General features: G+C 70.3%; 15 protein-coding genes. 5 read left to right on the top strand and 10 right to left on the bottom strand.

Translation table 11 applies throughout. The annotated features are described in order from the left end of the window. Positions 1 to 15: 15 nt before the first annotated feature. From SOM08_RS06655 to SOM08_RS06645, 3 genes are read right to left on the bottom strand one after another with little or no spacing between them, the layout of a single operon-like run. A complete protein-coding gene (locus SOM08_RS06655; protein WP_322470348.1) occupies positions 16 to 3831 on the bottom strand; it encodes a nitrate reductase subunit alpha in 3816 nt (1271 codons plus the stop codon). Between the two features lie 25 nt (positions 3832 to 3856). Continuing rightward, complete coding sequence (locus SOM08_RS06650; protein WP_116958090.1) at positions 3857 to 5269, bottom strand: NarK family nitrate/nitrite MFS transporter; 1413 nt, start codon at positions 5267 to 5269, stop codon at positions 3857 to 3859. A gap of 21 nt (positions 5270 to 5290) precedes the next feature. Continuing rightward, a complete protein-coding gene (locus SOM08_RS06645) occupies positions 5291 to 6562 on the bottom strand; it encodes an MFS transporter (protein ID WP_116958091.1) in 1272 nt (423 codons plus the stop codon). A 157-nt stretch (positions 6563 to 6719) separates the two neighbouring features. Here SOM08_RS06645 and SOM08_RS06640 point away from each other — a divergent pair, with 157 nt between their 5' ends. Next, entirely contained in the window at positions 6720 to 7274 is a 555-nt protein-coding gene (locus tag SOM08_RS06640) for a hemerythrin domain-containing protein (protein ID WP_116958092.1), read from the top strand. A 6-nt stretch (positions 7275 to 7280) separates the two neighbouring features. Here the strand turns inward: SOM08_RS06640 and SOM08_RS06635 are convergent, their stop codons facing one another. Beyond that, positions 7281 to 7973 carry a response regulator gene (locus SOM08_RS06635; RefSeq protein ID WP_116958093.1) on the bottom strand — a complete coding sequence of 231 codons (693 nt, stop codon included), beginning with the start codon at positions 7971 to 7973 and terminating at the stop codon, positions 7281 to 7283. After that, on the bottom strand, positions 7970 to 9877 hold the full coding sequence (locus SOM08_RS06630; protein WP_322470347.1) for a type IV pili methyl-accepting chemotaxis transducer N-terminal domain-containing protein: 1908 nt from the start codon (positions 9875 to 9877) through the stop codon (positions 7970 to 7972). Before SOM08_RS06630 ends, SOM08_RS06635 begins: the two co-directional genes overlap by 4 nt. Positions 9878 to 10092: 215 nt before the next feature. Here SOM08_RS06630 and SOM08_RS06625 point away from each other — a divergent pair, with 215 nt between their 5' ends. Together SOM08_RS06625 and SOM08_RS06620 are read left to right on the top strand one after the other, a co-directional pair. Next, positions 10093 to 11397 carry an NnrS family protein gene (locus SOM08_RS06625; protein WP_322470346.1) on the top strand — a complete coding sequence of 435 codons (1305 nt, stop codon included), beginning with the start codon at positions 10093 to 10095 and terminating at the stop codon, positions 11395 to 11397. 145 nt (positions 11398 to 11542) lie between these two features. Next, the gene (locus SOM08_RS06620; protein WP_322470345.1) at positions 11543 to 12268 is read left to right on the top strand and encodes a response regulator; all 726 of its coding nucleotides are present in this window, start codon (positions 11543 to 11545) and stop codon (positions 12266 to 12268) included. Positions 12269 to 12277: 9 nt separating this feature from the next. Here SOM08_RS06620 and SOM08_RS06615 read toward each other — a convergent pair whose 3' ends face one another. Continuing rightward, on the bottom strand, positions 12278 to 13486 hold the full coding sequence (locus SOM08_RS06615) for a flavin-dependent oxidoreductase (RefSeq protein ID WP_116958095.1): 1209 nt from the start codon (positions 13484 to 13486) through the stop codon (positions 12278 to 12280). 79 nt (positions 13487 to 13565) lie between these two features. Next, a complete protein-coding gene (locus SOM08_RS06610) occupies positions 13566 to 14534 on the bottom strand; it encodes a tripartite tricarboxylate transporter substrate binding protein (protein WP_116958096.1) in 969 nt (322 codons plus the stop codon). 89 nt (positions 14535 to 14623) lie between these two features. Between SOM08_RS06610 and SOM08_RS06605 the strand changes: the two genes are divergently transcribed. Continuing rightward, positions 14624 to 15139: a MarR family winged helix-turn-helix transcriptional regulator gene (locus SOM08_RS06605; RefSeq protein WP_116958097.1), complete on the top strand. Its 516-nt coding sequence runs from the start codon at positions 14624 to 14626 to the stop codon at positions 15137 to 15139. Positions 15140 to 15175: 36 nt separating this feature from the next. Here SOM08_RS06605 and SOM08_RS06600 read toward each other — a convergent pair whose 3' ends face one another. The 3 genes from SOM08_RS06600 to orn all read right to left on the bottom strand — a co-directional run bounded on the left by SOM08_RS06600 (position 15176) and on the right by orn (position 19549). Then, entirely contained in the window at positions 15176 to 16978 is a 1803-nt protein-coding gene (locus SOM08_RS06600) for a DEAD/DEAH box helicase (RefSeq protein ID WP_322470344.1), read from the bottom strand. Between the two features lie 275 nt (positions 16979 to 17253). Continuing rightward, positions 17254 to 18834: an inorganic phosphate transporter gene (locus SOM08_RS06595; RefSeq protein WP_116958099.1), complete on the bottom strand. Its 1581-nt coding sequence runs from the start codon at positions 18832 to 18834 to the stop codon at positions 17254 to 17256. A gap of 127 nt (positions 18835 to 18961) precedes the next feature. After that, positions 18962 to 19549, bottom strand: coding sequence for an oligoribonuclease (orn, locus tag SOM08_RS06590; RefSeq protein WP_322470343.1), 588 nt, complete (start codon positions 19547 to 19549; stop codon positions 18962 to 18964). A gap of 66 nt (positions 19550 to 19615) precedes the next feature. On the opposite strand from orn, the gene SOM08_RS06585 reads away from it, so the two are divergent. Beyond that, positions 19616 to 20878, top strand: a complete 1263-nt coding sequence (locus SOM08_RS06585; protein WP_116958101.1) for a M48 family metallopeptidase — start codon at positions 19616 to 19618, stop codon at positions 20876 to 20878. Positions 20879 to 20881: the final 3 nt, after the last annotated feature.

Raw genomic sequence — 20881 nt, 5'->3', positions numbered from 1 at the left:
GTGCTCCCGCCGCGTTCAGGGGTTTTCGCCCTGGGCCTGATAGGCGCGGGCCAGGTGATCGTCGCGCGGCGTGTCGAGCCAGTCCACCCGGCGCATCTTGCGCACCACCACGAACTCGTCGCGGTTGGTTCCGATGGTGCCGTAGTAGTTGAAGCCGTAGCTGAGCTGCGCGTAGCCACCGATCATGTGGGTGGGCTTGAGCACGATGCGCGTGACCGAGTTGTGGATGCCGCCGCGCACGCCGGTGATCTCCGAGCCCGGCGTGTTGATGATCTTCTCCTGCGAGTGGTACATCATCACCATGCCGGGGTTGACGCGCTGGCTGACCACCGCGCGCGCGGCCACCGCGCCATTCACGTTGAACAGCTCGACCCAGTCGTTGTCCACGATGCCGGCGCGTTGCGCGTCGGTCTCGCTGAGCCAGATCACCGTGCCCCCGCGGTTGAGCGTGAGCATGATCAGGTTGTCGCTGTAGGTGCTGTGGATGCCCCACTTCTGGTGCGGCGTGATGAAGTTCAGCACGATCTCGGTGTGGCCATTGGGCTGGCGGCCCTGCACCGCGTCGGTGGTCTTGAGGTCCACCGGCGGGCGGTAGCTGCTGAAGCCCTCACCGAAGGCGATCATCCAGGGGTGGTCCTGGTAGAACTGCTGGCGCCCGGTGAGCGTGCGCCAGGGGATCAGCTCGTGCACGTTGGTGTAGCCCGCGTTGTAGGACACGGTTTCGCTCTCGATGCCGCTCCAGGTCGGTGAGCTGATGATCTTGCGCGGCTGCGCCTGGATGTCGCGGAAGCGGATCTTCTCGTCCTCGCGGTACAGCGCCAGGTGCCGGTGGTCCCGCCCGGTGGCCTTGCCCAGCGCCTCCCAGGCCTTCACGGCCACGTGGCCGTTGGTCTCGGGCGCGAGCTGCAGGATCACCTCGCAGGCGTCGATGTCGCTGACGATGCGCGGCAGGCCGTGCGTGGCCCCCGGCTCTTCGGTGGCGCCATTGAGCTGGCCGAGCTGCGTGACCTCCTGTTCGGTTTTCCAGCCGATCCCCTTGCCGCCATTGCCCAGCTGGTTCATGAGTGGCCCCAGCGCGGTGAAGCGCTTGAACACGTTGGGGTAGTCGCGCTCGACCACGGCGATCTGCGGCGCGGTCTTGCCCGCGATGAGATCGCACTCGCCCTTCTTCCACTCCTTCACCTCGAAAGGCTGGGCCAGCTCGGCCGGGCTGTCGTGCATCAGCGGCGTGAGCACCACGTCCTTCTCCACACCGAGGTGGCCCACGCAGACCTCGCTGAAGGCCTTGGCGAAACCCTTGTAGATATCCCAGTCGCTGCGGCTTTGCCACACCGGGTCCACGGCGGCCGACAGGGGGTGGATGAAGGGGTGCATGTCGCTGGTGTTGAGGTCGTTCTTCTCGTACCAGCTCGCGGTCGGCAGCACCACGTCGCTGTACAGGCAGGTGGTGCTCATGCGGAAGTCGAGTGTGACCAGCAGGTCGAGCTTGCCCTCGGGGGCTGTGTCGTGCCAGCGCACCTCGGCGGGTTTCGCGTCGTCCGGGCCCAGGTCGGCGCCCTGCACGCCGTGCTGCGTGCCCAGCAGGTGGCGGCAGAAGTACTCGTGGCCCTTGCCGCTGGAGCCCAGCAGGTTGGAGCGCCACACAAAGAGATTGCGTGGCCAGTTCTGCGGGGCGTCCGGGTCCTCGCAGCTCATCTCCAGCGTGCCGTCCTTGAGCGCCTTGACGACGTAGTCCTTGGGGTCCATGCCCGCGGCCGTGGCGTCTGCCACCACCTGCAGCGGGTTGGTCTTGAGCTGCGGCGCGCTGGGCAGCCAGCCCATGCGCTCGGCGCGCACGTTGTAGTCGATCATGCTGCCGCCCCAGGCGGCCTTGTCGGCCAGGGGACTCACGATCTCCCCGAGGTCGAGTTTTTCGTAACGCCACTGGTCGGTGTGGGCGTAGAAGAAGCTGGTGCTGTTCTGCTGGCGCGGCGGTCGGATCCAGTCGAGCGCGAAGGCCAGCGCGGTCCAGCCGGTCTGCGGGCGCAGCTTCTCCTGGCCCACGTAGTGCGCCCAGCCGCCCCCGCTCTGGCCGATGCAGCCGCACATCATGAGCAGGTTGATCACGCCGCGGTAGTTCAGGTCGGCGTGGTACCAGTGGTTCATGGCCGCGCCGATGATGACCATGGACTTGCCCTGGGTCTTGTCGGCGTTGTCGGCGAACTGCGTGGCCACGGTGATCACCTGCTCGCGCGGCACGCCGGTGATGCGCTCCTGCCAGGCCGGCGTGTAGGGCGCGTCCTCGTCGAACGACGCCGCGCCGCTGCCCAGGCCGCGGTCGATGCCGTACTGCGCGACCTGCAGATCGAACACGGTGGCCACGAGCGCGTGGCGCTCTTCACCGGCCTTGCCCAGGCGCAGGCGCACCGCGGGCACGCGCGCCAGGTTCACCGCCCCGGCCGAGTCATTGCCCGCGAAATGCGGCGAGGCCTGGCCGCCGAAGTAGGGAAAGCCCACGTCGACCACCTCGTGCGCCTGCTCGCCGTCCTCCAGCACCGAGAGCTTCAGGCGAACCTCGGCGCCATGGCGCGCCTCCTTGTTCTCCAGGTTCCAGCGGCCGGCGTCGTCCCGGCCCTCGGGGCCCCAGCGAAAGCCGATGCTGCCCTGCGGCAGCACGGCGCGGCCATCGGCATCGAAGGCCACGGTCTTCCATTCCGGGTGGTTCTTCTGACCCAGGCGGCCGTTGAAGTCGCTGGCGCGCAGGTAGCGGTCGGGCACCTGCACCACGCGGCCGTCGGGCAGGGTCTTGTCCTTGAGCACCACCAGCATGGGCAGGTCGGTGTAGCGGCGCGCGTAGTGGTCGAAGTAGCTCGAGCGGGGGCCGTTCTCGGGGAAGTAGAAGCGCTTGAGCACCACATGGCCCATGGCCATGGCCAGCGCCGCGTCCGTGCCCTGCTTGGGGTGCAGCCACAGGTCGGCGAGCTTGGCGACCTCGGAGTAGTCGGGCGTGACGGCCACCGTCTTGGCGCCCTTGTAGCGCACCTCGGTGAAGAAGTGCGCGTCGGGCGTGCGCGTCTGCGGCACGTTGGAGCCCCAGGCGATGATGTACGAACTGTTGTACCAGTCGGCCGATTCGGGCACGTCGGTCTGTTCGCCCCAGACCTGCGGGCTCGCCGGCGGCAGGTCGCAGTACCAGTCGTAGAAGCTCATGCACACGCCGCCAATGAGCGAGAGGTAGCGTGAGCCCGCGGCGTAGCTGACCATGCTCATGGCCGGGATGGGCGAGAAGCCGATGATGCGGTCGGGCCCGTGCCGCTGGATGGTGTAAACGTTGGCCGCGGCCACGAGCTGGTTGACCTCGTCCCAACTGCTGCGCACGAAGCCGCCCATGCCGCGCACCTGCTGGTAGTCGCGCCGCGCCTCGGGGTTCTCGACGATGGAGGCCCAGGCGGCCACCGGGTCCTTCGCCACCGCCAGCGCGGCGCGCCAGCGCTGCAGCAGCCGCCCGCGCACCATGGGGTACTTCACGCGGTTGGCGCTGTAGAGGTACCAGGAGTAGGAGGCCCCGCGCGCGCAGCCGCGCGGCTCGTGGTTGGGCATGTCCCAGCGCGTGCGCGGGTAGTCGGTCTGCTGCGTCTCCCAGGTGACGATGCCGCCCTTGACGTAGATCTTCCAGGAGCAGCTGCCGGTGCAGTTCACGCCGTGCGTGCTGCGCACGATCTTGTCGTGCGCCCAGCGGTTGCGGTAGGCGTCCTCCCAGGTGCGGTCTTCGTTGGTGACCTGCCCATGCCCGTCGGCGAAGGACTCGCGCGGCAGCTTGAAATGCATCAGGCGGTCGAGGAAATGGCTCATGTCGGACTCCTTGGTTCCCGGGGCATCAGCAGGGCATGGGCGCGTTGCGGCGGCTGTACTGCCACCAGGTGATCGCGATGCACAGCAGATAGAAGACGATGAAGAGGTAGAGCGCGGCCTCGGGTCCGCCGGTGAGGGTGATCGAGGTGCCGTAGCTCTTGGGGATGAAGAAGCCGCCGTAGGCGGCCATGGCGGCGGTGAAGCCCAGCGCGGCCGCGCCCTCGGTGTTGCCTTCGCGCGTGGCGCGCGCCACGGCCTCGGCATCGCGCGGGTCGACGCCCTTGAGCGCCTGGTTCAGGAAGATCACCGGGATCATGCGGAAGGTGGACCCGTTGCCGATGCCGGTGGTGAGGAAGAGCACCAGGAACATCAGGAAGAAACCCGTGAAGTGGCCGCCGGCGCCCTGCCTGGGCAGGAACAGCAGCACCCCGCCCACGGCCAGGGCCATCACCACGAAGTTCCAAAAGCTCACGCGCGCGCCACCCAGCTTGTCGGCCAGCCAGCCGCCGAACGGCCGCACCAGGGCGCCCACCAGCGGGCCGAGCCAGGCGTAGGCCAGCGGGTTGACGCCCGGGAACTGGCTCTTGATCAGCAGCGGAAAGCCGGCGGCATAGCCGATGAATGAGCCGAAGGTGCCCAGGTAGAGCACGCACATCAGCCAGTTGTGCTTGCGCCGGAAGATCGCGGCCTGCGCGGCGAAGGAAGCCTTGGCGTCGGCGATGTCGTTCATGCCGAACCAGGCCGCCAGCGAGGCCAGCGCGATCCAGGGCACCCAGATGAAGGCGGCGTTCTGCGTCCAGACCTGCACCGTGGCGCTGTTCTTCACGATGGTCTGGGCCTCGCCGCCGAAGATGCCGAAGATGCCCGCCGTCACCACCAGCGGGCTGAGGAACTGCACCACCGACACGCCCAGGTTGCCCAGGCCGGCGTTCACGCCCAGCGCCGAGCCCTTGCGCTCCTTGGGAAAGAAGAAGCTGATGTTGGCCATGCTGGAACTGAAGTTGCCGCCGCCGAAGCCACACAGCAGGGCCAGCACCAGCATGGTGGCGTAGGGTGTGGTGTTGTCCTGCACCGCGACGCCGATGCCGATCGCGGGGATCAGCAGCAGGGCGGTGGAGATGGCCGTCCAGCGGCGCCCGCCGAAGATGGGCACCATGAAGGAATAGAAGATGCGCAGCGTGGCGCCCGACAGGGCCGGCGCCGCCGCCAGCCAGAACAGCTGGTCGGTCGAGTAGTTGAAGCCCAGCGCCGGCAGGCTGACGGCGACCACGCTCCAGACCTGCCAGATGGCGAAGGCCAGGAACAGCGCGGGCACGCTGATCCACAGGTTGATCTTGGCGATGGCTTCGCCTTCGCGTTCCCAGAAGGCCTTGTCTTCGGGTGTCCAGATGGTGAGGACGCGGCCGGTGGGGGCCGTCGCCCGGGTGCTGGTGCTCATGGGCTTCTCCTGGAGGGGCGCTCAGTGCGCGGGCGAAGGCTCGGCGGACCCCGCGCCGCGCAGGACGTCGGTGCGGCGCACCTCGGTCCAGTACATCCAGATCAGCGACACCCACACCACCCCATAGAGCAGCATGAAGGCGCTGGAGCGGATGCCGGTGAGGTCGAGCAGCAGGCCGAACAGGATGGGCAGCACGAAGCCGCCCAGGCCGCCGGCCAGGCCGACGATGCCGCTGATGGCGCCGATGTTGGTGGGGTAGTCGTCGGCGATGTACTTGAAGACGCTGGCCTTGCCGAAGGCGAAGGCGACGCCCAGAACGGCCATCAGCGCGGTGAAGGCATAGACGTTGAGGCCGATGGTGAAGGTGCGCGGGCCGTCGACGGCGCTGACGGTGAACTGCGTTTTCGGGTAGCTCAGCAGGAACAGGCAGACCCAGCTCACCCACAGCACCCACCAGGTGACCTTGTGGGCGCCGTACCGGTCGCTGAGCACGCCGCCGACCGCACGCAGCACACCGCCAGGCAGCGAGAAGCAGGCCGCCAGCAGCGCGGCCAGGCGGATGTCCAGGCCGTACTCGCCGATGTAGTACTGCACCATCCACAGCGCCAGCGCCACGTAGCCGCCGAAGACGATGCTGTAGTACTGGCAGTACTTGAGGACCCGCCGGTCCTTGAGCGCCTTGAGCTGCTGCGCAAAGCCCGCCTGGCTGGGCACGAGGTGCGCCGGGTCGCTGTGGCTGAACAGCCAGAACAGCAGCACGGTGCCGGCCATGATGGCCGCGTACACCTGCGGCACCATCTGCCAGCCGAAGGCCACCAGGATGACCGGCGCCACGAACTTGTTGACCGCCGAGCCGCTGTTGCCGGCGCCGTACACCCCCATGGCCATGCCCTGCCGGTGCTTGGGAAACCAGCGCGCCACGTAGGGCGTGCCCACCGAGAAGGAGCCGCCGGCCAGGCCGACGAACAAGCCGATGGCCAGGAAGTGCCAGAACTGCGTGGCGTAGGCCATGAGCCAGATGGCGGGCACGGTGGCCGCCATCAGCAGCGTCATCACGGTGCGGCCGCCGTAGCGGTCGGTCCAGATGCCCAGCGGCACGCGCACCAGCGAGCCCGTCAGCACGGGCGTGGCCGTGAGCAGGCCGAACTGCGTGGCGTTGAGATTCAGCATCTGCCGGATCGGGATGCCGATCACGCCGAACATCATCCACACCATGAAGCACACGGTGAAAGCCCATGTGCTCACGATCAGCACGGACCAGGCTTGGCGGGTTCTTGCGGTGTCGCCGTTCATGAGATCGCTCCCTTGACCATGCCGGACACTGTGCCGTCGCGGCGGCGCCCGCAACATCCTGCGCACGAGCGATGGGAGCCTCCCGGTGGAAGGACTCCGGCATCCTCCCAAAGAGCTATGTTCTGTCCACAGCGGCCCCGCGGGCCTAGGATGCGCCATGGTCATGCGCATCGCCCTGCCCGGTCAGGCCCGGGACACCGCCACCACCGAAGTGCCGCTGGAAATGCTCTCGGCCTGCCATGGCCGCGTGCAGGCGCAGTGCGAAACGCTGCGGCGCCTGTGCGGGCACCTGCCGCGCCACGGTGCGGACCGCAGCGCCGCGCAAGCGGCCGAGGCCGTTCTGCGCTACTTCCGCCAGGCCGCGCCGCACCACCACGCGGACGAGGAGGCCGACCTGTTTCCGGCGCTGCGCGACGCGGCGCACGGATCCGAGCGCGAGGCCGTGCTCCGGCTCACGCAGGCGCTGGCGCTGGAGCACCGCGCGCTCGAGGACCTGTGGCGGCGCCTGGAGGCCGGGCTGGAGGGCGTGCGCGGCGGCGACGGCGCGGCGCTGTCGCCGGCCGTGGCCGACGCGTTCATCGCCGCGTACGAGCGGCACATCGAGCGCGAGGAGGCCGAGCTGCTGCCGCTGGCCGAGCGGCTGCTCGATGGCGCCGCGCTCGCGCACATCGGCGCCGCCATGCGCGCGCGGCGCGGCATCGCCGCGCCCTGAAGCGGTTCAGGCCAGCAGTCCGCGCTCGGTGGCGTACACCGCCGCGTGCACGCGGTTGCTCAGTTCGAGCTTGCGCAGGATGTGCTGCACATGGATCTTCACCGTGGTCTCGGCGATGTCGAGGGCGCGCGCGATGTGCTTGTTGCTGTCGCCGCGCGCGATCAGGCGCAGGATCTCGCGCTCGCGCGGTGAAAGGGAGTGGATGGGGTCGGACGGCGGCGGCTCTGGCGGCGCGGGCGCTGGCGCGCCCGCCTCGTCCGCCGCCGGCCCGCGCCGCAGCAGGCCCACCAGCTTGCCCATCATCTCGGGACTGATGACCGAGTCGCCCTCGAACACCCGCCGGATGGAGGCCGCGAGGTCGGCCGTGTCGATGGTCTTGAGCAGGTAGCCGTCGGCGCCCGCGCGCAGGCCGCGCGCAAGGTCGCTTTCGTTCTCGCTCACGGTGAGCATGAGCACGCGCGCCTGCGGCGCGGCGGCCTTGAGCGCGGCGACCGCGTCGATGCCGGTGACGCCGGGCATGTGGTTGTCGAGCAGCACCAGGTCGGGCCGCAACCGGGCCGCCAGGCCCATCGCCGCGGTGGCGTCGCCGGCCTCGCCGACCACCGAAAAACCGGGTTCCTGCGCCAGCAGGGCCATGAGGCCGCGGCGGAACAGCTGGTGGTCATCGACCACGAGAAGGCGAATGACCGGCTCGTTCATGGCATGGCGGGCAGATCGGCGGCGGGAGCGGGCACGTCGAGCGACACCTCGGTTCCGCTGCCGGGGCGGGATTGGACCTCGACCCGCGCGCCGATGCGCTGGGCGCGCTCGCGCATGATGTGCAGGCCCACGTGGGTGTCGGCGTCGCGCGCGCCATCGGTCGCGAAGCCCTGTCCGTTGTCGCGCACGGTGAAGCGCCAGCGCGGCCCGCGCTGCACGCCCACCGACACCTCGCTCGCGCCAGCGTGCTTGCGCACGTTGGACAGCGCTTCCTGCACCACATGCAGCACCTGGAGCTGGGTGTCCGGCGGCAGGGCCACGCCATGGCCTTGCAGGTCCAGGCGCGCGTTCAGGCCGCTTTGCAGCTCGAACTTGCGCAGCGTGGTGCGCAGCGCGTCCTCGATGTCGCCGTCGGGCGTGCGGGTCCTGAAGTGCACCAGCAGTTCGCGCACGTCGTTGGTGCTCTCGCGCACACCGGCCTCGATCTCCTCGATGATGGCCGGCACCGCGGCCGCGTCGCCCCGTTGCACGGCCGCCTTGAGCAGCGCGACCTGGATCTTCAGGAAGGACAGCGCCTGCGCGATGGAGTCGTGCAGTTCGCGCGCGAGCAGCCCGCGCTCCTCGCTCACCGCCGATTCGCGCAGCAGAGCCTGCACGCGCAGGTTCTCGGCCGCATTGGCCAGGTGGCCCGCCAGCGCGTCGTACAGGCCGCGGTCGTCCTCGCCCAGCAGGGCTTCATGGCGGTAGAACAGGTTCACCTCGCCCAGCAGGTATTCCTGGTGGCGGATGGGCACGCCGATCAGGCAGACGTAGCCCTCCTGCGCGCAACCGCCCAGGCGCCGGTCCGCGGCGGTGGCGATGGGGATGACGCGCGTGCGCGCCGTGGCGGCGGGCTGGCCGCAGGCGCACTCGCCGGCCTCCAGGCAGCGCTCGTCTTCCACCAGCTGCTGGGGCAGGCAGTCGCTGGCGAGCATGAAGTAGCGCCGCGAGCCCTCGTCGCTCCAGCGGATGGCCACCGCGTCGGCGCCGCTCACGGCGCGCAGCTTGCGCGCGAAGCCACGCGCCAGTTCATCGAGCGTGCGCGCGTTGACGATGAGCGAACTCACTTCGTACAGCGCCGCCAGGCGCGCGCGCTTGGCCTCCAGGTCGCGCGTCTTGGCCTGCACCTGCCGCTCCAGGCCGTGGTACAGCCCCTGCAGGGTCTGCGCCATGTGGTTGAAGCCGGCCGCCAGCTCGGCGAACTCCTGGTGCGACTCCACCTCCACGCGCGCGGTGAAGTCGCCCGCCTCGATCTGGCGCAGGCCGGCCCGCAGCCGCTTGAGGGGGTGGATCACGAACAGCTGGCCCACATAGAGCGAGACCACGGCCGCGGCCACCGCCATGGCCATCATGACGAACTGGAACAGGTTGAGCACGGCCGTGTAGCGCGCCATGGTGGACTCCATGGCGCGCACCAGGGCGTCGATGCGTTCGACCAGGCCGTCGATGCGCGCCGTGAGCGCCGCGGCCTCGCGCCCGGCGTCGCCGGGGGTCATCCACAGCGGCCGCATGGCCTGCCATCGTCCCTGGATATCGGCGAAGTGCCCGCGGCTGGCTTTGCTCCAGGGCACGGCCAGGGGGCGCTGCGGGTCGCCCCGGTCGAGCAGGGCCAGCGTGCGGTCGACCTCGGCCACGAGCAAGGGCACCTGGGCGGGGTCGCGTCCGCCCTGCCAGGCGCTGGCCAGGCGCCAGGCCTGCATGCGCAGGCGACCGGCCTCGTTGACCGCGGCCGCGCCGCCTTCGATCTGGCGCGTGACCCACATCGTCAGGCCGATGGACAACAGCGCCAGCAGCAGCAGCGCCAGGCCGATGAGGACGAACTTGGTGGAGAGCTGGCGCGGCCAGGCTCGGGCGACGGAAGGCATGGTGACAGCAATGGGTGCGTCGGCATTGTCGGCCCGGCCCCGCGCGCTGTCCACGCGCCGCCGCAGGGGCGTGGACGGGCCATCGTTCTTCCGGAGGATGGCGGGCGCCGGGCACCTTCCACGGGAGGATGGTGGGACGCACCCGTCGGCGGCACAGTGTCCTGGTCGGCCGGCCCGCGCGGCCGGCCCTTTCCCTGTCTTGACCGCGCCCCGCCATGGCACACGCTCCCCGCCCCATCCCCCTGGCCGCCGCCCGGCCGGCACCGCTCGAACCGGCCGCCCTGCGCTGGCGCCCCGCCCACCTGATGCGGGCGCCGCACCGGCTGGCCTTCGCCGGCGCCACCACGGTGCTGGTGCTGGGCTCGCTGTGGTGGCTGTGGGTGCAGTGCGCCCGGCTCGGCTGGCTGCCGGCGGGGCCGCTGGCGGTGTCGCCCAGCCTGGGGCATGGCGTGCTCATGGTGCACGGCTTCATGCCGCTGTTCTTCACCGGCTTCCTGTTCACGGCTGGCCCCAAGTGGCTGGGCGTGGACGGACCCGAAGCGCGCGCCGTGCTGCCTGCGGTGGCGTTGCAGGCCCTGGCCTGGCCATTGTGGCTGTCCGGCGTCCACCTGTCGGCCCGGCTGGCGGTGCTGGCCTTGCTGCTGGCCGCCGCCGGGCAGGCGCTGGCTGGCGCGCGTTTCCTCGGGCTGCTGCGCGCCAGCGACGCCGACGACACCGTGCACGCCCGGCTGGTCGCACTGGGCTGGGCCGTGGGGGCGCTCTCTCTGCTGGGCCTGGCCTGGGGTGTGGGGCGCGACGATCCCGAGTCCGCGCGGCGTTGGCTGCACACCGGGCTGTGGGGCTTCGTGGCGCTGGTTTACGTGACGGTCGTGCACCGCATGGTGCCCTTCTTCACCTCCAGCGCCCTGCCGCTGGTGCGGCTGTGGCGGCCGATGTGGGTGCTGTATGTCCTGGTGGCCACCGTGGCGCTCAAGACCCTGGGGCCCTGGCTCACCTGGGCGGGCCTGGACGCCAGCGGCTGGGGCGCCTTCGAGGGCTTCGCGCTGCTGGTGGCCGGCTTCGTGCTGCTGTGGCTGGCCTTCGTGTGGGGCCTGGCGCAAAGCCTGGCGATCCGGCTGCTGGCGATGCTCCACCTGGGCTTCGTCTGGCTGGGCCTGGGACTGTCGATCGACGGCCTCGGACAAATCTGGGCGTGGATCGGCGGCGCGCCCGTGACGCCGCTGGCGGCGCTGCACGCCACCACCATGGGGTTCCTGGGCTCGCTCATGCTGGCCATGGTCACGCGGGTGGCCTGTGGCCACGGCGGCCGCGCGCTGGTGGCCGATCGCCTGTCGTGGTCGGCTTTCCTGCTGCTGCAGCTGGCGACACTGCTGCGCATCGCCGCGGCGCTGGCGCCACCGGCCTGGGTGGGCGGCCTGACCGCCGCCACCGCCGGGCTGTGGCTGCTGGCGGTCGGGCCCTGGGGACTGCGGCTGCTGCGCTGGTACGGGCAGCCCCGACCGGACGGGCGCCCGGGCTGAGCCCGCCCGCACGGGGCCCCCGCCGTGGCAACATTGACGGACGGCATGGCCCGATCGCTCAAGAACGCCGGCCAGCCGCCGAAAACCCGACAGGGCACGCGCCTGGCGCAGGCCCGGACCTTTCCGATCGCCCCTGGAGCGCGCCATGACGCCATCCTCGCTGAACCCGGTGCCCCGGCGCCACAAGATCCTCATCGTCGACGACGACCCGGGCATGGTGCACCTGCTGGCGCGCACCCTGCTCGACATCGCGCAGCTGCATTTCGCGGTGCGCGGCGACGACGCCCTGACCAAGCTGGCCCAGCACCAGCCCGACCTGCTGGTCATCGACGCCGAACTGCCCGACCTCAATGGCTACGAGGTGATTGCCCGCATGCGCGAGAAGCCGGCGCTGGCCCACACCAAGGTGGTGATGGTGACCTCGCACAACACCTCCTCGTACCGCCAGCGCGCGTTCGAGGCCGGGGTGCTCGACTTCTTCACCAAGCCCATCGACCGCGACCTGATCCGCCTGCGGCTGGAGCAGATCCTCAACGGCGAGGCCATGGAGTACATCGAGCTCGACGAGCGCCCGCTGCCGCTGCGCAAGGCCGCCGCGAGCGCCCCGGCACCCGCGGCCGCGCCGGCCCCGGCACCCGCACCCGCTCCCGCTCCCACGGCCACTCCTGTGGCCGCCGCGGCCGCGGTCGACGTGAACGCCATCACCTCCGAGCTGTTCGAGCGCATCTCGGCCATCCTGCTGCAGGCCGAGACGCTGCGCGAGCGCGTGCCCGCCGGCGCGAGCGCGGCCGAGCTCTACCCCGTGCAACGCATCCAGGAAGAGTGCGCCGAGGTGATCCAGCTGCTGGTCACCATCAGCGGCGAGGACTGAGCCCCGCGCTCAGGCCTTCAGCGAGAACCCCGCGATCCGCTTGTAGTTTTCGGAGATCTCGCGCAACGCGTCCTGGCTGATCAGGTCGTCGATGCGTGTGAAGGGCTGGCCGCCGCTGAGCTCGTCGGCCTTCATGATGATGAAGTCCGGCGGCAGCGTGCGGTTGGTCTCCACCACCTGGGCCGTCGCTGGCCGGCGCGCCGCCTCGTAGCGGCGCAGCGCGGCCTCGGGGTCCGCCGGTGTGGCGGCGAGCTCGTCGGCCAGGGTGCGCGCGTCGATCAGCGCCTGGGCCGAGCCGTTGGAGCCGCGCGGGTACATGGGGTGGGCGGCGTCGCCCATCAGCGTCACGCGGCCCTCGCCCCAATGCGGCAGGGCGTCCTTGTCGACCATGGGGTACTCGAACACCTGTTGCGCGCCCTGGATGAGCGCGGGCACGTCGAGCCAGTCGTAGCGCCAGGCCTCGAAGATCGGCAGGAAGTCCTGCATCCGACCGGGCTTGTTCCAGTCGTTCATGGGCGCGCGCGGGTCGCGGATCTCGGCCACCCAGTTGATGAGCTGGTTTCCCTGGCCGTCCACGTTGTCGACGATGGGGTAGATCACCATCTTGCCGGTGTCGATGCTGCCGATGCGCAGGTAGCTCTTGCCATCCAGGATGGGCTTGTGCACCGTGACGCCGCGCCAGGTGTTGATGCCGGCGTAGCAGACCTGGTCCTGGGGATGGAAGTGGCGGCGGACCACCGAGTTCACGCCGTCGCAGGCGACCACCACGTCGGCACGCTCGACCGCGCCGTTCTCGAAGCGCAGCGTGGCGCCCCCCGCGTCGGGCTCGATCGCCACGCAGCGGTGGCCGGTGTGCAGGCGCTGCGCGCCCAGCCGCTGAACCGCGGCGCGCCAGAGCGCGCCATGCAGCTTGCCCCGGTGAATGCCCAGTTCGGGCAGCGGGTAGCCCGCGTGGCGGCCGCGCGGTTCGCTGTACACATACTGGCCCCAGCGGTTGAAGAACACGCTCTCGCGGTTCTCGATCGCCATGGCTTGCAGCTCGGCGGTCAGGCCCAGGGCGTCGAGTTCGCGCATGGCGTGCGGCAGCAGCGTGATGCCCACGCCCAGCTCCTTCACCTCGGCCACGCCCTCGTACACCTCGCAGGCCAGCCCGCGCTGCTTCAGGCCCAGCGCGAACGCCAGGCCGGCGATGCCGCCGCCCACCACCGCGATCTTCATCGTGTCGCCTGCTTTCATTGGACAAGCCTCCGCGCGGCGCACCGCGTCGCTGCGCGCCTGGGGAACGGCCTCGTGGCGCTCATTCGGCCTTGATGCCCTGCGCCTTGATCAGCGCGGCCCAGCGGTCCGCGTCCCGGGCCACCAGCTTCGCGAAGCCGTCGGGCGTGTCGCTTGCCGGGTCCATGCCCTGCCCTTCGAAGGCCTTCTTCACGTCCTCGGCACGCAGGATGTCGTTGATCTCGCGGTTGAGCGCGGCCACCTGCGCGGCGGGCATGCCCTTGGGCGCAAAGATGCCGTACCACATGTCCACGTTCACCTCGCCGGCCCTGGCCTCGCTCAGCGTGGGCAGGTCGGGCAGCAGCGGGTGGCGCTTGTCGCTGCCGATGCCCAGGGCCACCAGGCGGCCGCTGCGCACCTGCGGCAGCGCCACGTGGATGGGCAGGAACATGGCGTCCACCTGACCGCCGATCATGTCGGTGACCGCCGGGCCCGTGCCGCGGTAAGGGATGTGCGTGAGGAAGACCTTGGCGGTGTTCTTGAACAGCTCCATCGACAGGTGGTGCGGCGTGCCCACGCCCGGCGAGGCGTAGTTCAGCTTGCCCGGCGCCTTCTTCGCGGCGGCGATCAGATCGGCCGCCGTCTTGAAGCCCGAGCGCGGGTGCGTCACCAGGATGAGCTGGCCCCAGCTCGTCAGGCTCACCGGCTGCAGGTCGCGCACGGGGTCGAAAGGCATCTGCGGGTACAGGCTGCGGTTCATCACGAGCGTGTTCACGCTGACCAGCAGGGTGCTGCCGTCGGGCGCGGCGCGCACCACGGCCTCGGTGCCGATGTTGCCGGAGGCGCCCGCGCGGTTCTCCACCACCACCGGCCGCTTGAGGCGCTCGGACAGCTTCGGACCCACGGTGCGGGCGATGAGGTCGATGCCGGTGCCAGGGGTGAAGGGCACGATCAGGCGCAGCGGGCCTTCCTGCGCGGCGCTCAGGCCCACCGTGGCCAGCAGCGCGGCGGCGACGAGGCCGCGGCGCAGGAACGAGACATCGACAACCATGGCAGGCCTCCTATCGTTAGCATGCTATTGATGTTGGCGGAAGTTCGTCCCCCGCACATCCGTAGAATCCCGCTCGCCCGACGAACATCATGACCCTGACCGATCTCTACCAGCGCCCAGGTTTCCTGCTGCGCCGCACCCACCAGATATCGGCGGCGGTGTTCGAGAACGCCTGTGCCAGCGTGGGGCTGACGCCGGCGCAGTACGGCGTGCTCACCGTGGTGGCGGCCGAACCCGGGCTGGACCAGACGCGGCTGTCGCGCGCCTTGGCCTTCGACAAGGTGACCGTCATGCGCGTGCTCAAGGGCCTCGAGGAGCGCGGTCTGGTGAGGCGCGAGCGCTCGTCCGTGAGCCGGCGCCAGATGACGGTGAGCCTGACCGCCGACGGCGAGGCGCTGCTGGCCGCCGCGCGCGAGCCGGCCGAGCGCGCCTACCAGCGCCTGCTGTCACCGCTCACGCCGGCGCAGCGCCGCCAGTTGATCGAACTGCTGCAAACCCTGACCGAAGGCCTGGCGGACGAGGCGCGCGCACCCTTCGTGCCGCTGGAGGCCAGCGCCCCCGCGGCCGGCGAACCCCGGGCGCGCACACGCAACACCCCCACCTGAGGGGTCCGCGGCCCAGGGGCCTGGGACCCGGGAAGCTCAGCGGTCGCGGCGGCCGCGCGGGCCACCCGCGCGCTCGCCGAAACCACCACCGCGCGGGCCGCCGAAGCCGCCCTCGCGCCCACCGCCACCGGCGTTGGGGCGCTGGCCCCAGCCGCGCGCCTGGGCCGGGCGGTCATCGCGCGAGAAGCGCACGTCGCCACGCGGGGCGCGCGTGTCGTTGTTGTAGGGCGCGCGCGGCTCCTGCTGGTACGGCGCGCGCGAATCGGCGCGCGCGGGGCGGGCATCGCCCTGGAAAGGACGGCCCTCGCCACGGAAGGGGCGCGCCTCAGCGTAGGGCGCACGGCCTTCGCCGCGCGACGGGCCCCAGCCCTCGCCCCGGCCAGCGGGACGGCCGCCCGGGCGGCCGCCACCGCCGCGGCGCTCGGACGACCAGCCGTCGCGGCGCGGCGCGGGCGGGCGCTCGCGCGGCTCCAGGCCCGGCACCACCTCGGCCTTGAAGCGCTGCTGGGTGTAGGCCTCGATGTCGGCAATGCGGCGGCGGTCGCGGAACTCGGCGAAGGTCACGGCCAGGCCGTCGCGGCCAGCGCGGCCGGTGCGGCCAATGCGGTGCGTGTAGTCCTCGGCCTTCATAGGCAGGCCGAAGTTGAAGACGTGCGTGATGGTGGGCACGTCGATGCCGCGCGCGGCCACATCGGTGGCCACCAGGATCTGCACCTGGCCGTTGCGCAGCGCCATCAGGCGGCGGTTGCGCAGCCCCTGGCTGAGCGCGCCGTGCAAGGCCACGGCCGCGAAGCCGGCCTGCTGCAGTTCGCCGGCCAGGCCGTCGCACTCGATCTGCGTGCTGGCGAAAACGATGGCCTGGTCGATGGAGGCGTCGCGCAGCCAGTGGTCGAGCAGCTTGCGCTTGTGATCGGCGTGGTCGGCCCAGAACAGCACCTGCTTGATGTTGGCGTGCTGCGCCTGCGGGCTGTCGATCTGCACCTTCTGCACGTGCTTGCCGTTGTCGTGCATCACGCGCATGGCCAGCTGCTGGATGCGCGGCGCGAAGGTGGCGCTGAACATCATGGTCTGGCGGCGCTGGGCGGTCAGGGCATTGATCTCGGCCAGGTCGTCGGAGAAGCCCAGGTCGAGCATGCGGTCGGCCTCGTCGACGACGAGGAACTGCACCTGGTCGAGCTTGAGCTGCATGGAGCGCTGCAGGTCGAGCAGGCGGCCCGGCGTGGCGACCACGAGGTCGGCGTTCTGCAGCTTGGCGATCTGCAGCTGGTAGGGCATGCCGCCCACCACGCTGGCGATGCGCAGGCCGCGGCAGTGGCGCACCAGGTCGATGGCGTCGTGCGCCACCTGCTGCGCCAGCTCGCGCGTGGGGCACAGCACCAGCGCGCCCGGCGTGGCGGCCTTGAAGTGGCGCGGCAGCAGCGGGTTCTTGCGCTTGGGCGCCTTGGGCGGCACCTCGCCGCGCAAGGCGGCCTCGACCGCCAGTCGCTCGCGCTCGGCGCGCTCGGCCGTTTCACGCGCGGCCTGCTGCTGGATCAGGGTGTGCAGCACAGGCAGCAGAAAGGCCGCCGTCTTGCCGCTGCCGGTCTGGCTGGAGACCATCAGGTCGGCGTAGCGCTCGGCGCCCTCGGCCTTGATGGCCAGGGGCATCACACGCGCCTGCACCGCCGTGGGCTGGGTGAAGCCCAGGTCGGCCACGGCGGCCACCAGTTCGGGGGCCAGGCCCAGCGCGGCGAAGGCGCTGGCGTCCACGGGGGCCGTGGTTTCCACCGGGGCCGTGGGTTGTTGTTCGGTAGAGATCGCGGGCGAGGTCTCGCCGCGCGCTTCGAAAGCGTCGCTCATGTCAGTTCCTGCGCCCCGCAAAAGGAATGGGGCGCCAATGACCGAATGCCGCGCGAAGGGGAGTTTCAAGCCCCGGGGCGTCGGATCCGTTCGTGGTTACACAACATCAACCACAAACGGTCCGCCCGGAAGCGGTGGCCCCTGCTCGCTCGCGTCGGATGGCGGGCGGTGTTCGGGGGCCGGGTGTGTGAGGCCAATGCACAAAGGGCTTCGCCGTTGCCAGCGAAGCCCGTGATTCTCTCACAGATTCGGGAAAACCCGAAGCCCTTCACCCATCAAGACATGATCGCGGCCACCAGGTGGAACAGCAGGGCGGCCAGAACCGCCGTGGCGGGCACGGTCACGATCCAGGCCGCCACGATGCGCATGACCACCGATCGCTTGACGATTTCCTTCTTGTAGGCCTTCTTGAAGGCCTTGCGCTCGCCCTTGGCGAACACCGCGCCGTCCAGGCCGCGCACCTTGGCGCGCTGCTTCATCTCGGCCAGCATCTGCTTCTTTTCCTGCACCTCGGCGGCTTCGAAGCGCTGCATGTAGGCCTCGACCTCCTCGCGGTCGGCGCCCTGGTGGCCGGCGCGCACCACGGCCTCCATCTTGGCGTAGTTCACCTTGAGCAGCTCGCGCAGGAAGCCCACGCCGAACACCGCGCCAATGGAAATGTGCGTGGTCGACACCGGCATGCCCAGCTGCGAGGCGACGATCACCGTGAGCGTGGCGGCCATCGCGATGGCGTAGGCGCGCATCTGGTCGAGTTCGGTGATTTCCTTGCCGACGGTGCGGATGAGCTTGGCCCCATACAGCGCCAGGCCCACCGCCAGGCCCAGCGCGCCCAGCACCATGATCCACAGCGGCGTGCCGGCCTTGGTGGCGATGGCTCCGGCCTTCACCGCCTCGAAGATCGCGGCCAGGGGACCGATGGCGTTGGCCACGTCGTTGGCGCCGTGCGCGAAGCTCAGCAGCGCGGCCGAGCAAATCAGCGGCCAGGTGAAGAGGTGATTGACGCCATCCTTGGAGTTCTCCTGGCGCAGCGCGATGCGCTCCAGGGGCTTGCGGATCAGCGTCCAGACCACCGCGGCGGTGGCCGCGCCGGCCAGCAGCGCCACCACGAATCCCACCTTGACCACCTGGTTCACCCCTTTGAGCAGCATGTAGGTGGTGTAGGTCCAGACCATCAGCGCGATGAGGATAGGCACCACGCGCGCGGCCGCTTCGGTCTTTTCGGTGCGGTAGGTCACGCTGCGTTTGATGACGTACAGGAACACGGCCGCGATCAGCGCGCCCGACAGCGGCGAGATCACCCAGCTCGCGACGATGGCGCCGATGGTGGACCAATTCACCAGCCCCCAGCCGCCCGCCGCGATGCCCGCGCCCATGACGGCGCCGATGATGGAGTGGGTGGTGGACACCGGCGCGCCCAGCGCCGTGGCCAGGTTGAGCCAGAGCGCGCCGGCCAGCAGCGCCGCGAACATCACCCAGGCGAACAGGGTGGGGTCGGCAATGTCGGCCGGATCGATGATGCCGCCCTTGATGGTGCCCACCACGTCGCCGCCCGCGACGATGGCGCCCAGCGCCTCGAACACCGCCGCGACGACGATCGCCCAGCCCATGGTCATGGCGCCCGAGCCCACCGCCGGGCCCATGTTGTTGGCCACGTCGTTGGCGCCGATGTTCATGGCCATGTAGGCGCCGACGGCCGCCGAGACGATCAGCAGCCAGACCGCCGTGCGGCTCAAGCCGGCGTCGGACGCGCCGGTGAGCGAGGCATACAGCCCCACAAGCAAGAGAAAGGCCACCGCGGTGGCCAGTTGCAGCGCCTCGAAGTGGCGCTCAATGAAGGGGCGGGATTTCTTTTTCATGTGAAATCGGCGTGAAAGTCACCCTATTGTCACGCAAGGCCCCGGTGACAGGCCCGCGAGGGGAGCGGCGGTGGCGTCGGACCACCCCGCCGCCGGCAAGGGCCGGCAAGCCGCGGACCCGGCCGGATCAGCGCAGAAACCGCGCGCGGTAGTGCTCCAGCTCGTCGATGGATTCGTGCACGTCGGCCAAGGCGGTGTGCAGCTGGCGCTTCTTGAAGGCGTCGACCACTTCGGGGCGCCAGCGCTTGGCCAGTTCCTTCAAAGTGCTCACATCGACGTTGCGGTAGTGCAGGTAGGCCTCGAGCCGGGGCATGTACTTCACCAGGAAGCGGCGGTCCTGGCCAATGGTGTTGCCGCACAGGGGCGAGGCCTGCTTGGGCACGTAGCGCGAGATGAAGTTGATGAGCTGCTGCTCGGCCTCCGCCTCGCTCACCGTGCTGGCGCGCACCTTGTCGATGAGACCGCTGCGGCCGTGCGTGCCCTTGTTCCAGGCGTCCATGGCGTTGAGCAGCTCATCGCTTTGGTGGACCACGATGACGGGGCCTTCGATGCGCGGCGTGAGCTGCGGGCCGGTCACGACCACCGCGATCTCCAGCAGGCGCTCCTTCTCGGGATCAAGACCGCTCATTTCGCAGTCGATCCAGACCAGGTTCTGGTCGTTCTTGGCGAGCGTGGGCACTTCGGGGGCGGCGATGTCGGCGGGATTCGAGGTCATCCCGCGATTTTCCGTCATCCGCCCGCCCCGGCGGGCCGGCGGGGGCACCGGTAGACTGGCGCCTTCATGGACACCGCTTCCCTCGCCTTCACCGCCCTCTTCTGCGCCCTGCTGGGGCTGGGCCTGCTGACCCGCTTTGCCCTTGCCAGCCGCCAGATCCGCCACGTGGCCCGCCACCGCGACCAGGTGCCCGCGCCCTTCGACGCCACCATTGCGCTCGACGCCCACCGCAAAGCCGCCGACTACACCATCGCCAAGACGCGCTTCGGCCTGCTCAGCACCGCCTTCGAGACCGCGCTGCTGATCGGCTGGACCCTGCTCGGCGGCCTGAACGCGCTCAACCTCGGCCTGCTCGACTGGCTGGGTCCTGGCTTGTGGCAGCAGCTCGCCCTGCTCACCGCCTTCGCGCTCATCGGCGGCCTGCTGGGCCTGCCCTTCTCCTGGTACGCCACCTTCCGGCTGGAAGAGCGCTTCGGCTTCAACAAAATGGGCCTGGGCCTGTGGATCGCCGACGGGCTCAAGGGCGCGTTGATCGGTGCGGCCGTCGGCCTGCCGCTGGCCGCGCTGGTGCTCTGGCTCATGGGCGCCGCCGGCAGCACCTGGTGGCTCTGGGCCTGGGGCGTGTGGATGGTCTTCAACCTGCTGGCCCTGGTGCTCTACCCCACGCTCATCGCGCCGCTGTTCAACCGCTTCGAGCCGCTGGCCGACGAAGCCGTCAAGGCCCGCGTCAACGACCTCATGGCGCGCTGCGGCTTTTCGGCACAGGGCCTGTTCGTCATGGACGGCAGCAAGCGCAGCGCGCACGCCAACGCCTACTTCACCGGCTTCGGCGCGGCCAAGCGCGTGGTCTTCTTCGACACCCTGCTCAAGCAGCTCAGCGCCGACGAGATCGACGCCGTGCTCGCGCACGAGCTGGGCCACTACCGCCTGCGCCACATCACCCAGCGCGTGCTGCTGCTGTTCGCGCTCAGCTTCGTCGGCTTCGCGGCCCTGGGCTGGGCGGCCTCGCAGGCCTGGTTCTTCACCGGCCTGGGCGTGGAACCCGACCTGCGCGCGCCCAACGATGCGCTCGCGCTCATCCTCTTCCTGCTGGTGGTGCCGCTGTTCACCTACTTCCTGTCGCCGCTGGCCGCGCAACTGTCGCGCCGGCACGAGTTCGAGGCCGATGCCTTCGCCAAGGACAAGACGCGCGGCGCCGACCTCGCCAGCGCCCTGCTCAAGCTGTACCAGGACAACGCCAGCACGCTCACGCCCGACCCGCTGTACGCGCGCTTCTACTATTCCCACCCCCCCGCCAGCGAACGCCTGGCCCGCCTGACCGCCGCCTGAGAG

The sequence above is a fragment of the Hydrogenophaga sp. SNF1 genome (assembly GCF_034421675.1).
GTDB classification, from domain to species: domain Bacteria; phylum Pseudomonadota; class Gammaproteobacteria; order Burkholderiales; family Burkholderiaceae_C; genus Hydrogenophaga; species Hydrogenophaga borbori.
This window is presented reverse-complemented; position numbering and strand designations above follow the sequence as displayed.

Bases quoted from the DNA above. Each gene is read 5' to 3' on its own strand.
- SOM08_RS06655 (WP_322470348.1), bottom strand. From the start codon at position 3,831: ATGAGCCATTTCCTCGACCGCCTGATGCATTTCAAGCTGCCGCGCGAG.
- SOM08_RS06650 (WP_116958090.1), bottom strand. From the start codon at position 5,269: ATGAGCACCAGCACCCGGGCGACGGCCCCCACCGGCCGCGTCCTCACC.
- SOM08_RS06645 (WP_116958091.1), bottom strand. From the start codon at position 6,562: ATGAACGGCGACACCGCAAGAACCCGCCAAGCCTGGTCCGTGCTGATC.
- SOM08_RS06640 (WP_116958092.1), top strand. From the start codon at position 6,720: ATGGTCATGCGCATCGCCCTGCCCGGTCAGGCCCGGGACACCGCCACC.
- SOM08_RS06635 (WP_116958093.1), bottom strand. From the start codon at position 7,973: ATGAACGAGCCGGTCATTCGCCTTCTCGTGGTCGATGACCACCAGCTG.
- SOM08_RS06630 (WP_322470347.1), bottom strand. From the start codon at position 9,877: ATGCCTTCCGTCGCCCGAGCCTGGCCGCGCCAGCTCTCCACCAAGTTC.
- SOM08_RS06625 (WP_322470346.1), top strand. From the start codon at position 10,093: ATGGCACACGCTCCCCGCCCCATCCCCCTGGCCGCCGCCCGGCCGGCA.
- SOM08_RS06620 (WP_322470345.1), top strand. From the start codon at position 11,543: ATGACGCCATCCTCGCTGAACCCGGTGCCCCGGCGCCACAAGATCCTC.
- SOM08_RS06615 (WP_116958095.1), bottom strand. From the start codon at position 13,486: ATGAAGATCGCGGTGGTGGGCGGCGGCATCGCCGGCCTGGCGTTCGCG.
- SOM08_RS06610 (WP_116958096.1), bottom strand. From the start codon at position 14,534: ATGGTTGTCGATGTCTCGTTCCTGCGCCGCGGCCTCGTCGCCGCCGCG.
- SOM08_RS06605 (WP_116958097.1), top strand. From the start codon at position 14,624: ATGACCCTGACCGATCTCTACCAGCGCCCAGGTTTCCTGCTGCGCCGC.
- SOM08_RS06600 (WP_322470344.1), bottom strand. From the start codon at position 16,978: ATGAGCGACGCTTTCGAAGCGCGCGGCGAGACCTCGCCCGCGATCTCT.
- SOM08_RS06595 (WP_116958099.1), bottom strand. From the start codon at position 18,834: ATGAAAAAGAAATCCCGCCCCTTCATTGAGCGCCACTTCGAGGCGCTG.
- orn (WP_322470343.1), bottom strand. From the start codon at position 19,549: ATGACCTCGAATCCCGCCGACATCGCCGCCCCCGAAGTGCCCACGCTC.
- SOM08_RS06585 (WP_116958101.1), top strand. From the start codon at position 19,616: ATGGACACCGCTTCCCTCGCCTTCACCGCCCTCTTCTGCGCCCTGCTG.